12 protein-coding genes are annotated in these 12,961 nt (G+C 73.1%); 2 read left to right on the top strand and 10 right to left on the bottom strand.

What is annotated here, in order from left to right; all coding sequences use genetic code 11:
• Positions 1 to 166 precede the first annotated feature (166 nt).
• The 7 genes from ACZ5C2_RS35335 to ACZ5C2_RS35305 form a co-directional block, all read right to left on the bottom strand.
• Positions 167 to 1,063 carry an SDR family oxidoreductase gene (locus ACZ5C2_RS35335; RefSeq protein WP_468800512.1) on the bottom strand — a complete coding sequence of 299 codons (897 nt, stop codon included), beginning with the start codon at positions 1,061 to 1,063 and terminating at the stop codon, positions 167 to 169.
• Positions 1,060 to 1,533 carry a hypothetical protein gene (locus ACZ5C2_RS35330; RefSeq protein ID WP_468800510.1) on the bottom strand — a complete coding sequence of 158 codons (474 nt, stop codon included), beginning with the start codon at positions 1,531 to 1,533 and terminating at the stop codon, positions 1,060 to 1,062. The genes ACZ5C2_RS35335 and ACZ5C2_RS35330 overlap by 4 nt, the downstream gene beginning before the upstream one ends.
• A 77-nt stretch (positions 1,534 to 1,610) precedes the next feature.
• Positions 1,611 to 3,260 (bottom strand): phytoene desaturase family protein, encoded by a 1,650-nt coding sequence (locus ACZ5C2_RS35325; RefSeq protein ID WP_468800507.1) that lies wholly within the window; start codon positions 3,258 to 3,260, stop codon positions 1,611 to 1,613.
• Positions 3,253 to 3,759 carry an SRPBCC family protein gene (locus tag ACZ5C2_RS35320; RefSeq protein WP_468800505.1) on the bottom strand — a complete coding sequence of 169 codons (507 nt, stop codon included), beginning with the start codon at positions 3,757 to 3,759 and terminating at the stop codon, positions 3,253 to 3,255. The genes ACZ5C2_RS35325 and ACZ5C2_RS35320 overlap by 8 nt, the downstream gene beginning before the upstream one ends.
• A gap of 97 nt (positions 3,760 to 3,856) precedes the next feature.
• Entirely contained in the window at positions 3,857 to 4,729 is an 873-nt protein-coding gene (locus ACZ5C2_RS35315) for an oxygenase MpaB family protein (RefSeq protein WP_468800503.1), read from the bottom strand.
• A 109-nt stretch (positions 4,730 to 4,838) separates the two neighbouring features.
• Positions 4,839 to 5,105, bottom strand: coding sequence for a hypothetical protein (locus tag ACZ5C2_RS35310; RefSeq protein ID WP_468800500.1), 267 nt, complete (start codon positions 5,103 to 5,105; stop codon positions 4,839 to 4,841).
• 35 nt (positions 5,106 to 5,140) lie between these two features.
• Positions 5,141 to 5,935 (bottom strand): restriction endonuclease, encoded by a 795-nt coding sequence (locus ACZ5C2_RS35305; protein WP_468800497.1) that lies wholly within the window; start codon positions 5,933 to 5,935, stop codon positions 5,141 to 5,143.
• 198 nt (positions 5,936 to 6,133) lie between these two features.
• Here ACZ5C2_RS35305 and ACZ5C2_RS35300 point away from each other — a divergent pair, with 198 nt between their 5' ends.
• Positions 6,134 to 6,799: a GAF and ANTAR domain-containing protein gene (locus ACZ5C2_RS35300; RefSeq protein WP_468800494.1), complete on the top strand. Its 666-nt coding sequence runs from the start codon at positions 6,134 to 6,136 to the stop codon at positions 6,797 to 6,799.
• A 30-nt stretch (positions 6,800 to 6,829) separates the two neighbouring features.
• On the opposite strand, the gene ACZ5C2_RS35295 is transcribed toward ACZ5C2_RS35300, so the two are convergent.
• Positions 6,830 to 7,414: an AMIN-like domain-containing (lipo)protein gene (locus ACZ5C2_RS35295; protein WP_468800491.1), complete on the bottom strand. Its 585-nt coding sequence runs from the start codon at positions 7,412 to 7,414 to the stop codon at positions 6,830 to 6,832.
• 164 nt (positions 7,415 to 7,578) lie between these two features.
• On the opposite strand from ACZ5C2_RS35295, the gene ACZ5C2_RS35290 reads away from it, so the two are divergent.
• Positions 7,579 to 10,158, top strand: a complete 2,580-nt coding sequence (locus ACZ5C2_RS35290; RefSeq protein WP_468800488.1) for a SpoIIE family protein phosphatase — start codon at positions 7,579 to 7,581, stop codon at positions 10,156 to 10,158.
• A 46-nt stretch (positions 10,159 to 10,204) separates the two neighbouring features.
• Here ACZ5C2_RS35290 and ACZ5C2_RS35285 read toward each other — a convergent pair whose 3' ends face one another.
• Positions 10,205 to 10,396: a hypothetical protein gene (locus ACZ5C2_RS35285; protein WP_468800485.1), complete on the bottom strand. Its 192-nt coding sequence runs from the start codon at positions 10,394 to 10,396 to the stop codon at positions 10,205 to 10,207.
• A gap of 310 nt (positions 10,397 to 10,706) precedes the next feature.
• Positions 10,707 to 12,764, bottom strand: coding sequence for a DUF1996 domain-containing protein (locus ACZ5C2_RS35280; protein ID WP_468800622.1), 2,058 nt, complete (start codon positions 12,762 to 12,764; stop codon positions 10,707 to 10,709).
• Between the last annotated feature and the right edge of the window lie 197 nt (positions 12,765 to 12,961).

Genomic DNA, 12,961 nt, shown 5'->3' with positions numbered 1-12,961 from the left:
CGGACCTCCACGGCTCCTGCGGCAACCCGCGGCCGACTTCGCGCCGTGCGCCGGCGCCTTCGTGGCCCGCCGGTTCCGGATGGCCGGGGTCCGCCGGACGAGGTGGACGCCGCTCCCCCACCCGCGGGGCTCCGGTGGTCCGCCATCCGCGTCCCCGGCCGGGCGGTCACCGGCCGGACAAGTCACCGGCGGGCCCGGCCGCCGTTTCGTCGGCCGTGCCGCCGGCGCCCAGGAGGCCGGTGTGCCGCAAGGGGGCCTCGGCCTCGAGACGGGCCAGTTCCCTGCGGGCCACCCGCAGCACCACCGGGGGCAGTGCGGCTCGCGCCGCCTGCGCCAGGCGCAGCCAACGGGGCACGTAGACGGCCCTGCTGCGGTGTTCCACGGCCGCTCCGAGCCGGGCGGCGACCTCGTCGACCGGGTACAGGCGCCGGGCGGGCGGCGGCATGTGGCCGCGCAGCTCCCGCAGTACGGGGTGCTGGTCCGCGTCACGGATCATGTCGGTGTCGGTCCAGTTGAGATAACCGATGCCGACGGCGACACCGTGGTGCGCCACTTCGGCGCGCAGGGAGTGGGCGAAGGCCTCCACGCCCGCCTTGGAGGCGCAGTAGGCACTCATCATCGGGGCGGCGCCGATGGAGGCCAGCGAGGCGACCTGGAGGTAGTAGCCCTCCGTCGTCAGCAGATCCGGCAGGAAGGCACGGGCCGTGGCCGCGCTGCCCGTCAGGTTGACGTCGATCACGCGCCGCCACAGCGCCGGGTCGGAGGTGACGAACGGGCCGCCCTCCGCGACACCGGCGTTGGCCACGACGGCGGAGGGGGTGCCCAGACGGGCCCTGACCAGTCGGGCGGCCTCGTCCAGTGCGGCCTCGTCGGTGACGTCGGCCTCGCACACCAGTGTGCGCGTGGGCAGGCTGTCCGCCACCGCTTCCAGTCCGGTCTTCTCGTGACCGAGCAGCGCGATCCGGGCACCGCGCCGGGCGAGGTCGCGGGCCAGGGCGGCGCCGACGCCCCGCGCAGCGCCCGTCACCACGACGGTGCGGCCGCGCAGCGGGGTGCGGTTCACCGGTCCTCTCCCTCGTGCGGCTCCGGGGCGGTGCCGGGGCGGGCCGTGTGGTCGGGGTGGCCGGCGGTGCGGCGGGCCTCCTTCATCTCAGCTTCGTACAGGTGGTCCCGGCCCTCGGCCAGCTCCTCGACGGCGCCTCGCTCGATCTCCCTGAACGGCTGGTAGTACGTGCTGTCATAGGCCTCGACGATCTGGAACGTCCAGTGGCCCGGGATCACGTTGCGGCCCAGCACCTGGGTGCGCACCGTCTCGGCCCAGTCCGGATGCCCGGCCTTGTGCAGCAGTTCGACCGTCCGGTCCAGTTCGAGGTCGGCGGTGCCCGTGAGCTGGTGGAAGCTGTAGAGGTGGCCCCGGGCACGCTCGATGGTCTCCAGGGCCTTCGACAGCGACCCGAGCGCTTCCACCGTCTCGTCGCCGACGCCGTCGGGACGCCGGTGAGCGCGGTCGGGGCCGTCTTCGTGTCCGGTCATCGTCTCGCCTCCGCCTGTCGTCGATGGTGTACCCGGGCCGGTGGGGCCAGGAGGGCGCACCCGGTCCGGTGCGCCGGTCATCCGCCGTCGGCCCGCCCGCCCCTGCCCGGTTGCGTGCGGCCTGTGCGGTCACGGTGGGCCAGCAGCCGCTGTGCCCCGGTCAGCGCGGGTGCCAGACGCCGGCGCAGGGCGGAGCGGGCGGCGTTGGCGCCTGGCGCACCGTGTACGCCACCGCCCGGATGGGCACCGGCGGAGGCCAGGTACAGACCCTTGACCGGGGTCTCGGGGCGCCCGGTGCCGGGGGCCGGGCGGAAGACGATCTGCTGGTGCATCGCCGCGGTTCCGCCGTTGATGGCGCCGCCGTGCAGGTTCCGGTCGAGGGACTGGAGGGTGGGCGGTGCGAGGATGCGCCGCGCCCGGATCCTGGCCCGGAAGCCGGGCGCGAAGCGTTCCACCTGGCGCTCGACGCGGTCGGCCATGATCTCCTGCTCCCTGGCGTCCCAGGCACCCGTGAGGGACTCCTCGCCCGCGTCGTCCACGATGTCGTGGGGCACGTGGGTGTACGCCCACGCGGACTCGGTGCCCCGGGGGGAGCGGGAGGCGTCGGAGGTCGTCATCTGGCCGAACAGGCTGAAGGGCCGGTCCGGGACGCTGCCGGTGGCGAGCTGGGCGGCGAAGCGGGTGAGTTCGTCGAGTCCGTTCGCGAGATGGACGGTTCCGGCGCCCGCGGCCTGCTCACAGCTCCAGGGGACCGGGCCGTCGAGCGCCCAGTCGACCTTGAAGGTGGCGAAGTCCCACTGGAAGCGCCGCAGGTCGGACAGCAACTGGGCGGGAAGGTGCTCGGGGGCGACGAGTTCGCCGTACAGGGCGGGCACCGACACGTCGGCGAGGACGGCGCGGTCCGCGGCGACCGTCTCACCGCCGGCCGTGCGCACCCCGGTGGCACGGCCGTCGCGTACGACCACGCGGTCGACGCGCTGCCCGCAGCGCAGTACTCCGCCGCGCGTCTCCAGTCGCCGTACCAGGGCCTCCGTGAGGGCTCCGGAGCCGCCTGCCGGCACGGGGAACCCGTACGTCTGTCCGAGCATCGACATCAGCCAGCCGAAACCGCCGCTGCCCGCGGCCTCCGGTGCCAGGTCGGCGTGGAGCGCGTTGCCGGCCAGCAGCAGCCCTCCACCCTCGCCCCGGAATTCCTCCTGTGCCAGACGGCGTACCGGCAGGACCAGGGTGCGTGCCATGCGCAGTCCTCCCGTGCCGCGCAGCCGCACGGCCAGCCGGGCCCCGGAACGGATGGGCGGGAAGGGAGTGAACAGGGCGTCCAGGAGGTCGGGCCGCAGGTTCTCCCACACATCGTGCAGCCGTCGCCAGGCCGCGCCGTCGCCCGGCGCGAAGGAGTCCAGCGAGCCGGCGGTGACGTCGACACGGCGGTCGAGCACCGCGCACCGGCCGTCGCTCAGCGGGTGCGCCACCACGTGCGGGGCATGACTCCAGCGCAGTCCGTGACGCTCCAGGTGCAGCCCGGAGACGACCGGGGAGGCGGCGGCGAGCGGGTAGAAGGAGCTGCAGAGGTCGCTGACGAAGTCGGGGTCGGCGCCGCGGTCGTGGCGTACGGCGCCGCCTGCCTCCGGCTGTTCCTCCAGGACCTCCACGCTCCAGCCGGCGTCGGCGAGCAGGTTCGCCGCGACCAGTCCGTTGGGCCCGGCCCCGATCACCACGGCGTCAGGCACGGGCGCCTCCCGCGTCGGTTTCGGGTGGGACGACCTGGCCCATGGGACGGCGCCGTTCCTCCTCGGCGGCCTCGGCCTCGCAGAGTCTGCCCAGCCGGTGGAGCATGGCGCGGTGGCGGATCTGGATCAGTGCCTCCACGGCCACGTTGTGCACCAGGCCTCCCGCTCCGCGCAGCGGATGCTCGTCCACGACCACCAGGCAGTGGTCGCCCCAGGGCCGCAGCTCGATGGCGATCCGCGCGGTGCCGAGCGGCCCCGCCTTGGCCTCCAGTTCCAGGGCCCGGCCCGGCTCGCAGGTCCGGACCACGGTCTCGTTGCACAGGCTGAACGGCCCGATGCGTACTTCGTACCTGATCTCGGAGCCGAGCTGCGGCCAGTGCCCGTGCGCGGGCTCGGACGACGCGGTGCCGACGACCCAGTCCCCGTAGCGCGTGCCGTCCTCGAGCACGGCCCAGACGGACCGCGGGCTCGCTTTGATCAGACGATGACGAACCGCCACTGCGACCTCCCGTGTTCGCGAGCTCCTCCGGTCAGCACTGAGTGCCCCCTCTGGCACGGGTCAACCGGGCGCGGTCGCACGACGGCATCTGCGCCGGTCAGGCGGTGTCGCGGGTGGGAGCCAGGGCCCAGCGAATGCCGGCGGTGACGGCGGTCCCGAGCGGGCGGACGCACACGCTCTCGGCGGGGGGCACACGGGGCAGCCACAGGGCCCGGGAGGCCCAGCCCGGCAGGAGGGACACGGCGTTGGCCGCGAGGACGCCGTAGGGCAGCCGGGCCAGCAGCGGGACGGGCGGGTCGAGCAGCAGGAAGCGGGCCGTGGCGCGTGCCTCGGGGGTGGCGCGCAGCTCGGGGCGGTAGGCGGCGAGGCGCTCGTCGAGGCCGGCGCGGTCGACCGGCGGGTCGGGTATGCCAAGGGCGGTGGCGATGCGCGCCATGTCGGCGACGTACGCGTCGCAGCCCTCCTCGTCCAGGGGGCGGGCGCCGTAGCGCTGGTGGGCGCGCAGGAAACTGTCGACCTCCGCGATGTGCACCCAGCAGAGCAGGCGGGGGTCGGCGGCCCGGTACTCCGCTCCGTCCGCGGTGGTGCCGCGCACCGTCTCGTGGACGGCCCGTACCCGGTCGACGGCCAGCTGGGCGCTGTCGGCGGTGCCGTAGGTGGTGACGGCGAGGAAGGTACTGGTCCGCTGGAGACGTCCCCAGGGATCCCCGCGGAACCCGGAGTGTCCGGCGACGGCGGCCATGGCCAGCGGGTGGAGCGACTGGAGCAGCAGGGCCGACAGGCCGCCGATGAACATCGAGGCGTCCCCGTGCACCCTTCTGACCGGCCGCTCGGGGCCGAACCAGCGCGGGCCGGGAGTGCCGTGAATACGCGTGCGGTTGTCCGGACCGTCCGGTCCGGCCACCCTGGAGAAGATCGCGTGACCGATCCGGTCGCGCACTGCGGTGCCGCCCGCCGTCAGCAGTCCCATGGCTCGCTCCGCCCTCTTCGCGCCCACGACGACCGCGGACGCCCCAAGACATACCGCCTGCGCCCGTCCCCCTCGGGAGCCCGCACCGGCCCGCGCCGGCCCGCACCGCTCAGGGTACGTCGCCCCACCAGTCGTACACCCTGCCGCCGGAACCCCGGGGCACGTACACCGAGCGTCCGCCCGCGCCGTAGCGGCCCATCTCGGTCGGCAGGCGGACACCGTCCCTCAGTTCTGTCCCGCTGCGGCCGGTGACGTCCAGCAGCAGACCGTCCAGCGGCCCGCCGGCCAGCTCCGCGTACGTCCGCCCGGCGCGCGGTCCCGGGTCGTCGTGGTCCGCGCCGTAGACCCTGCCGCGCATGAACTCCAGCTCGTCCATACCGGCAGGGTGGCATCCCCCACTGACAATCGGTCCTAGTAGGCCCCGGGACCGCAGACCTCCGGGCCGCCGGTGACCGTCGTCCACGGCGCCGGTGCCCGGCCGTCGCTCCAGGCGAGCAGGTCGTCGCGCGGGACGCAGACTATGCCGCACTGCACGGCGTACTCCTCGGCCGGTGCGGTGAAGTCGCCGGTCGTGACGACGAGGGCCACGTCCGCCTCGTGAACGGTGAAGCAGGTGCCGCCGAAGCGTTGCAGGTCCTGGGAGCCGACCTTGTTGTCGTCGCCGTAGCGCTTGCACTGGATGACGAGACGGCGGCCCTCGGGGGTGAACGCCACCACGTCGGCCCCGAGGTCGCCGGCGCCGCCGACGACCCGCACCTGTGAGCAGCCGTCGCGTACGCACAGGTCCGCCGTCACCTCCTCGAACTCTTCCGGGCTCAGCGCGTCGAAGTCGTAGCCGACGTCCCGGTCGTGGCCGGCCCCGGGGCCTCCCGCGCGGGGCTCCGGCACGGCCGGAGCGTGCGCCGGTGCCGGTGTGCCGAGGGCGTCGAGCGCCGTCGTCGTCGCCTCCTGGAGAGCTTCGCCCGTCCGGCGGGCGACGCGCGCCGCGGACAGGCGCCGTCTGCGCCTGTGGGCCAGTACGGCCGCGACGGTCAGGCACAGCAGTACCACGGCCCACACCGGGCGCCGCTGCACGACCCCGGCCAGCGCGCGCACCGCGAAGCCGGCCGTGACCAGGGCGGTGGCGAGGAGCCCGAAGAACATGGCGGTCGCGCGCAGGTCGAAGCGCCCGGACATCGAACGCGTACGGCGCTGGGGCATGGTCACCGTGATGGTTCCCTTCTCTGGCAGCCGGCACGACGCGCCCCCACGGGAGGCCGGGGGCCGCCGAAGATCACGTACGCCTACTGCCCGCGATCGTCCCGTTCACCGGCGTGCCGCATATGCGGGCGGGGTAGATGCGGTGTGTTCTGTTGAGGGCACTCAGGGAGGCGGACGGTGGACTGGCGGGGATTCGCTCAGCAAATGGCTTCCATGGCTCGTGATCTTCTGGCCGAACACACCCTCGACGCCACCCTGGAACAGATCACGCGTTCGGCGGTGGACCTCGTGGAAGGCTGTGACGCGTCCGGGATCCTCGTCCTGCGGGGCGACCGGGTGAGTTCGCTGGCGCCCACCGAACAGCTCGTGACCGAGAGCGACCGTCTCCAGGGGCGCCTGCGGGAAGGGCCGTGTTTCGACGCGGCCCGGCCCGACCGCGACGAACGGGTCTTCCGGATCACCGACTTCACGAAGGACCCGGAACGCTGGCCGGCGTTCGTGCCCCGCTGCCGTGAGCTCGGGGTGGGCAGCATGATGGGGTTCCTGCTGTACACCCGGGAGGAGGAGCTGGGGGCCCTCAACATGTACTCCCGCAAGCCGGGGATGTTCACCGAGGACAGCGAGACGGCGGGCTGGCTGCTGGCCTCCCACGCGGCGGTCGCCTTCTCCACGGCCGTGACCGACGCCCAGATGCAGGAGGCCATCGCCACCCGGCATCTCATCGGCGAGGCGATGGGCATCCTGATGGGCCGGCATCACATCACCGAGGACCAGGCCTTCGCCATACTGCGCACGCAGTCCCAGCGCACCAACACCAAGCTGCGCGAGGTGGCGCGCCGGGTCTGCGAGACCGGTACCGCGGAGCGGTGAACGCGCGGTGACCGGCCCTCGGCGGGCAGCTCAGCGGCTGCCCGTCCAGGTGTGGGCCACATCGATCACGAGACGGCCGGGGAGTTCCAGGACACGGAACGGCAGCCGTGCGCGCACGCCGAGGCCGATCTGGGTCTCGCCCTCGAAGCTGCCCGCGAACCGTGTGTCCCTGAAGGTTCGGTATCCGGTGAGGTCCACGCCGGGCAGGGAGCGTCCGGCCCGCGCGGGGTAGGTGGGCTCGCCGGTCTCGGGTGCGTAGGAGGGGGCGGCCACCCGCACCTCGAGGACGGCGCCGCCGGCGACAGGCAGGTGCTGGCCCGATCCGTCCTGGTACAGACGGTCGACGTACCGGACGGAGTAGCCGAGACCGGCGCGCGCGGCGCCCGGCAGGTCGACGACCATCCGGTCGAAGCAGTCGTGCCGGCCGGTCCTGACGTCGCGTACCGGCGTGGTGGTGCTGTCGGTGGCGGTCCTGGCGAGGCTGCCCCAGCCGGTGGGGCAGGCGGCGCCCACCTGGGCGGGCGCCGCCTGGGCGGCTGCGGCCGGGACCGCCGCCGTCGCGAGCATCGTGCCCACGAGTGCGAAGGTCGCACAGATTGTTCTCGTTTGAAGCATTTTGGCCCCCTGGGCTCTGATCCTTCTGGTATCAGGTGAGACGAGCGGGATGACCCGAAGGTTGCGGCTTCCGCCCGGCCGGTCGCCGGACCGCCGGGCATGGCACATCCTGGTGGGAAGCAACCGAATGGATGTCCCGTGCGTCCGCACCGGGAGGGCGCGACATGAGTGATGCAGCCGCCGTACCGCACGGGAAGCGGCCGGCAGGCGTGCACGGCCGGGGCACGGAGGAGAACCGGACCGCGCGTCCGGAGCCCCGCATCGAGGACGCGCTCGCCGGTCCGGTGGTGGCGGCGGTCCAGGACATCGGCGGATACGGCGGCCTGGTGTACCTGCGCTCGCCCGACCGGCGTTCGCTGGTGCTCTGTGTGGTGTCCGGCGTACCGCGGTCGCTGCTGAGGCCGTGGTGGCGGATACCGGTGGGCGGCTCGCTGCCCATGTCCGAGGCATACCGCAGGGGTGAGGACCTGTGGCTGCCGGACGAACGGGCGACGATGCTGCGCTTCCCGCAGTTCACCGCCGCCCTCCCGTACTCGTTCGCCCACGCCTACCACCCCGTGCGGGTCAACGGCGAAACCGTGGGCGTCCTGGCCGTGCTGCGTTCCGCCACCCGGGAGCCGACGGACGAGCGGACGGTACGGGCGGCACTGCGCGGGGCCGGACGCGACATGGAGGTCCGCCTCACCGAGTTCGCCCGCCGGATGCCCGGCCGGGAGGGTCCGGACGCCGTGGCCTACGGCATCGACTACGACGACCAGCCGGTGAACGTACGGCTGCCCACTCCTCCGGCCCGGGCCGTGGAGGTCGGCATCCTCGAGTGGGACCTGGACAGCGACCGGTGGTCCGGGGACGACGACGCGCTGTCCCTCCTGGGCGTCACCCGGGCGGAGTTCGGCGGCACCTTGGCGGAGGTGGAGGGCCGGGTCAGTCCCGAGGACCTGTACGAGCTGAGGGCCAGCCGGCAGGAGGCGGAGGACACCGGGCAGGTCAGGGCCCGGCACTTCAGGGTGCTGGACGAGCCCGGCGACGACGGCCGGATCCGGTACCGGCCGGTGGAGCTGTGGGGTCATGTCGTTCGGGTGGAGGGCGCCGCCCGGATCCTGGTCGGCGCCCTGGTCGACGCGGCCGGCGGGGTGAACGCGGCGGAGGCCGCGGAGCGGCTGCCCGACGGGCTGTTCTCCCTCGACCAGGACGGCCGCGTCATCTACGCCAACCGGCGCTGCCAGGAACTGCTGGGGCGCGAGCTGGAACTCCTGCTCGGCCACTACCCGTGGGAGGTGCTCCCCTGGTTGCACGATCCGGCCTACGAGGACCGCTACCGCGCGGCGATGCTGTCGCAGGAGCCGGTGTCGTACCTGGTGCACGCCCCGGACGGCGTCTGGCTGGGATTCGTGCTCTATCCCGGTGTCCACGGGCTGACCGGCCGTGTCTTTCGCACCGACGCTCCCGCCGGGGCGGAGCCGGGCCGGGCCCTGGCACCGGTCAGCGGGGGCACCGGGACCGGGGCGCCGTCGGAGCTGGTCGCGCCGGCCCGCGCGGGTGCGCTGTACCACGTGGTGCAGATGGCCAGCGTGCTGACCGAGGCCGTCACGGTCAGGGACGTGTGCCGCGCCGTCTCCGAGCAGTTGCTGCCCGGGTTCGGCGCGCAGGAGATCGCCCTGTACACGATCCGTGACGGGCGGATGCACCTGCTGTGGGAGTCCGGTTACCCGGAGCACTTCCTCGACCCGTTCGAAGGGGTCCCGCTCGACGCGAACCTTCCCGGCGTGCACGCCCTGACCACCCGGCTCCCCCTCTTCTTCGAATCACCCGAAGCGCTGGTCAACGCTTACCCCGGGCTCATCCTGGACACGATGGGTGCCTGGTCGTTCCTGCCGCTGATCGCCTCCGGTCACCCGGTCGGCTCCTGCATCCTCGGCTGGGACTCGCCCCACCGGTTCACCCCCGAGGAGCGCAGTGCGCTGACCGCGCTGGGCGGACTGACCGCGCAGGCGATGGAGCGGGCGCGACTCTACGACGCGGAGTCCGCCGTGGCGCGCGGGCTGCAGGAGGGGCTGCTGCCGCACCGGCTGCCCGCCATCGACCGGCTTCGCACCACCGGCCGCTATCTGCCCGGCACCCAGGGCATGGCCATCGGCGGGGACTGGTACGACGTGATCATGACGGGGCGCGGGGTGGCCCTGGTCATCGGCGATGTCGAAGGGCACAGCGTGGGAGCCGCGGCCGTCATGGGGCAGTTGCGCAGCGCGGTGCACGCCTTCGCGGCCAGCGGGCGGCCGCCGCAGGAGGTCATCACCCACACCAACCGGCTGCTGGCAGAGCTCGAGACGGACGTCTTCGCCACCTGCTGCTACATCGAGCTCGAACCGGCCACCGGCCGGGCTCTGGCCGTCCGGGCGGGACATCCCCAGCCCCTGCTGCGCCATCCCGATGGGCGCACCGAGAGCCTCGATCTGGCCGGCGGTGTGATGCTCGGCGTGCAGCCGGACGCCGTCTACCCGGTCACGACGCTGACCCTGGTCCCCGGCAGTGTGCTCGCCCTGTACACGGACGGACTCGTCGAGACGCCCGGCGGTGACATCGAGACGGGCATCGAGACGGTCCGGCTCTGCCTGGCCGACAGCCGCACCGACTCCGTCGAGGAGCTCGCCGACCGGCTGATCCGCACGGCCCGCCGGACCGAGGACCGCCCGGACGACGTGGCCCTGCTGCTGACGGCGTACGACCGGGAGACCGGCGGCTGAGACGGTCAGGACGCCGGTGGACGCCCGTCGTCGTACGGGAGCGGCCTCACAGGCAGTAGCGCACCAGCCACTCGTCCGAGTCATAGGCGTAGCGGGCCGGGTCGAGCGCCGTGGCCAGCCGTTCCTCCACCATGTCCTCCACCCGGACCGGCTCCGGGAGACGTCCGAAGCGGGCGTGCCGCGCGGTGGCCTCCGCCCCGTCAGCGTCCTCGGGTGTGCGCACCGTCCCCTGGTTCACCGCGACTCCCCTCTTGGGCCGTCCGGTGCACTCCCTCGGACAACACCGCGGCCTCCGCGTCAAGTGTCACACACCGGTGGCCGTCGGAGACCCCGTGGTCGCGGCGTTCGTCGTCAGCGAGGGCCCTGCCCGGCCGGCACGCGTGGCGGGCACCGCGGTGGCTGGACAGGGTCAATGCCCCGCGCGAAAGGGGAGGGTGGGCGCACCGGCGTCCTTGGGCCGCACTCCGCCGTGGCGGACGGGGGACCGGGGGAAACGCGAAACGGCAGGACCCGCGAGGGGCCCTGCCGCCGTGCGTGTGCCGCCGGGATCAGACGCCTCGCCGCACGCTCCGCAGGACGAAGAATCCGAAGATCACCAGCACGCCTCCGAGCGCGGCCGGCCAGAGCTGCGCCCCGGTCTCGGCCAGGCTGCCGGTCTGGGCCTGTGCCTCGGTCCCGTCCTCGGTCCCGAGCTCCGGGAGACTGCCGGGGACCTCGGCGGCCTGGGCCGCCTGTCCCCCGTCGTCCTTGCCACCCGTGTCGCCGTCCTGGTTCCCGGCGCCGGCGTCGTCGCCGTCCTGCGCCGGGAGCGAGGCCTTGACATCGGGCTGTGCGGTGGCGCCGCCGTCCGCGGGCTCCTCGGTGGCCTGGTCGTCGGCCGGGGTCTGCGAAGGCTCCTCCTGGCCGCCGTCTCCCTTGTCGCCGCCGTTGTCCTGGTTGTTGCCGTCGTCGCCGGGCTTGGCGCCGCCGCCGTCCTGGTTGTTGCCGTCGTCGCCCTGGCCCGCGTCGCCGCCCTGGTTGCCGTCACCGCCCTGGCCCGGGTCGTCGGGAGTGGCCGTGGGCTCCTCCGGCTGCTGGGGCTCCTCGCCCTGATCGCCGCCGTCACCGTTGCCGCCGTCACCGTTGCCGTCGCCGCCGCCGTCACCACCGGCGCCGGAACCGCAGGTGCGGCCCTCGTTGATGCAGTCGACCATCTCGTTCATCAGGCCCTCGTCGAAGACGTTGATGAAGTCGCCGTGGTCCGTGATCGGCTTGTGCAGCTGCTCGGGGAAGGAGTCCACGGCGAACAGCGGCGTGGTCTTCCCGCCGTCGTTCAGGCTCGGCGCGTCGACGTCGTAGACGATGCGCTGCACCAGCTGCGGCACGGGCTTGAAGCCGGACGGGCAGGTGCCCTCGGCGTCCGCGAACGCCATGTGCGTACGGTGGTTGGCGCTGTCGATGTTGCGGCCGTCCCAGCAGCTTTGGAAGTCGAACGTGCGCACGACGTCACTGCCCTGCGGGCACAGCGGGTACTTGTCCTGCAACTGCCGGTCCTCGAAGCCGGTGCAGCTCCAGGACGCGTTGGCGTTGGCGGGGCCGTTCACGAACGACTTCGCGTCGCCGGTGATGATGCGCAGCAGCCGCGGCATGGCGGTGACCTCGCCCTGCGGGTTGCCCTCGAAGGTCAGCGTGACCTCCTTGGGCGTGACGATCTCACCGACGTTGCCCTCGATGCCGCCGCCCGGGGATTCGGCGTCCTGCTCCTCGGTTCCGTTCTGCAGGCGCAGCACCGGCCAGTAATACGACGACTTGTCGCCCTGGTCCGCACAGCTGGTGTCCGCCTGCGCCAGTTCGTCGTCGCTGGAGAAGGCGTTGGTGGCCTGGTTGCCGATGTAGTCGTGGAAGTGGTGGGCTCCGTTGCCGACACCCGGGGCGGCGATCACGTTGTCCGAGTTGAACAGGCCGTTCTCGTTGACGCCGCACTCGCTGGTGAAGGTGCCGCGGGAGGCGTTCTCCGCCTGCTTCGGTTCGGAGACGTTGGGCTGGACGCTCTTGATGTCGACGTAGTCACCGGCGACGGGTCCGTTGCCGGCCTGGCCACCGTTTCCACCCTGGTCCTGGCCCTGGTCGCCCTGGTCGCCCTGGCCCTGCGGGTCCTGGTTCCGCTGGTCCTGGCCGTCGCCTGCACCGCCCTCCTGCTCACCCTGGCCGCCGTCGCCTTCCCCCTGCCCGGCGTCCGGCTGCGCGGGGGCGTTGCCGGACTCGCGCACGGCGCAGGCGGCCAGTTCCTCGAGGCCCTCGGGCCGGTCGCCCACCCGGTCGATGGCAGTCGCGATGCGGGCGAGGGCCGCGGCACGCTTCTCCTCGAGCGGCTTGGCTATCGCGTTGTCCGCGAAGCCCGGGTCCTGTCGGAGAGCGTCGGCGGACTCCCCGAGCCGCTTGTATGCCTCGGCGATCTGCGCGTCCAGGGAGGCGAGTTCCTTGTCCACCTCCGGCCGCGCCTCCTCGGGCACCGAGGTCAGCTGGGTGGCCACGTCCGGGCAGTCGATCGTGGCGCCCGAGAGGACCTGCGCGTCGCCCTGCCCGCCCTCTTCCGTCGCGGAAGCGTAGACGTTGGCCGCCATCATCCCGCCTCCGCCCAGAATCAGGGCGAAGGCGGCGAGCGTCGCGCGCTGTTTGGGCCGTCTGCGTGTGTTGCGTGCCACGGTAGTACTCCTACGCTTCTGTCGCGGGGGGTGCCTCTATGTCTTTCGTCAAGGCGCCCAGGTTTGGTTTGGGGTGGTTTGACTGGCTGGGTCATGCGGCGAGTTCGACGTCCTTGGGG

The organism is Streptomyces sp. NPDC031365 (genome assembly GCF_055569765.1).
The sequence above is the reverse complement of the archived record's forward strand: the minus strand, read 5'-3'. Positions and strand labels throughout refer to the sequence as shown.

Excerpts from the sequence above, each read along its gene's own strand:
- ACZ5C2_RS35330 (WP_468800510.1), bottom strand. The coding sequence starts at position 1,533 with ATGACCGGACACGAAGACGGCCCCGACCGCGCTCACCGGCGTCCCGAC.
- ACZ5C2_RS35315 (WP_468800503.1), bottom strand. The coding sequence starts at position 4,729 with ATGGGACTGCTGACGGCGGGCGGCACCGCAGTGCGCGACCGGATCGGT.
- ACZ5C2_RS35310 (WP_468800500.1), bottom strand. The coding sequence starts at position 5,105 with ATGGACGAGCTGGAGTTCATGCGCGGCAGGGTCTACGGCGCGGACCAC.
- ACZ5C2_RS35300 (WP_468800494.1), top strand. The coding sequence starts at position 6,134 with ATGGCTTCCATGGCTCGTGATCTTCTGGCCGAACACACCCTCGACGCC.
- ACZ5C2_RS35295 (WP_468800491.1), bottom strand. The coding sequence starts at position 7,414 with ATGCTTCAAACGAGAACAATCTGTGCGACCTTCGCACTCGTGGGCACG.
- ACZ5C2_RS35290 (WP_468800488.1), top strand. The coding sequence starts at position 7,579 with ATGAGTGATGCAGCCGCCGTACCGCACGGGAAGCGGCCGGCAGGCGTG.
- ACZ5C2_RS35280 (WP_468800622.1), bottom strand. The coding sequence starts at position 12,764 with ATGATGGCGGCCAACGTCTACGCTTCCGCGACGGAAGAGGGCGGGCAG.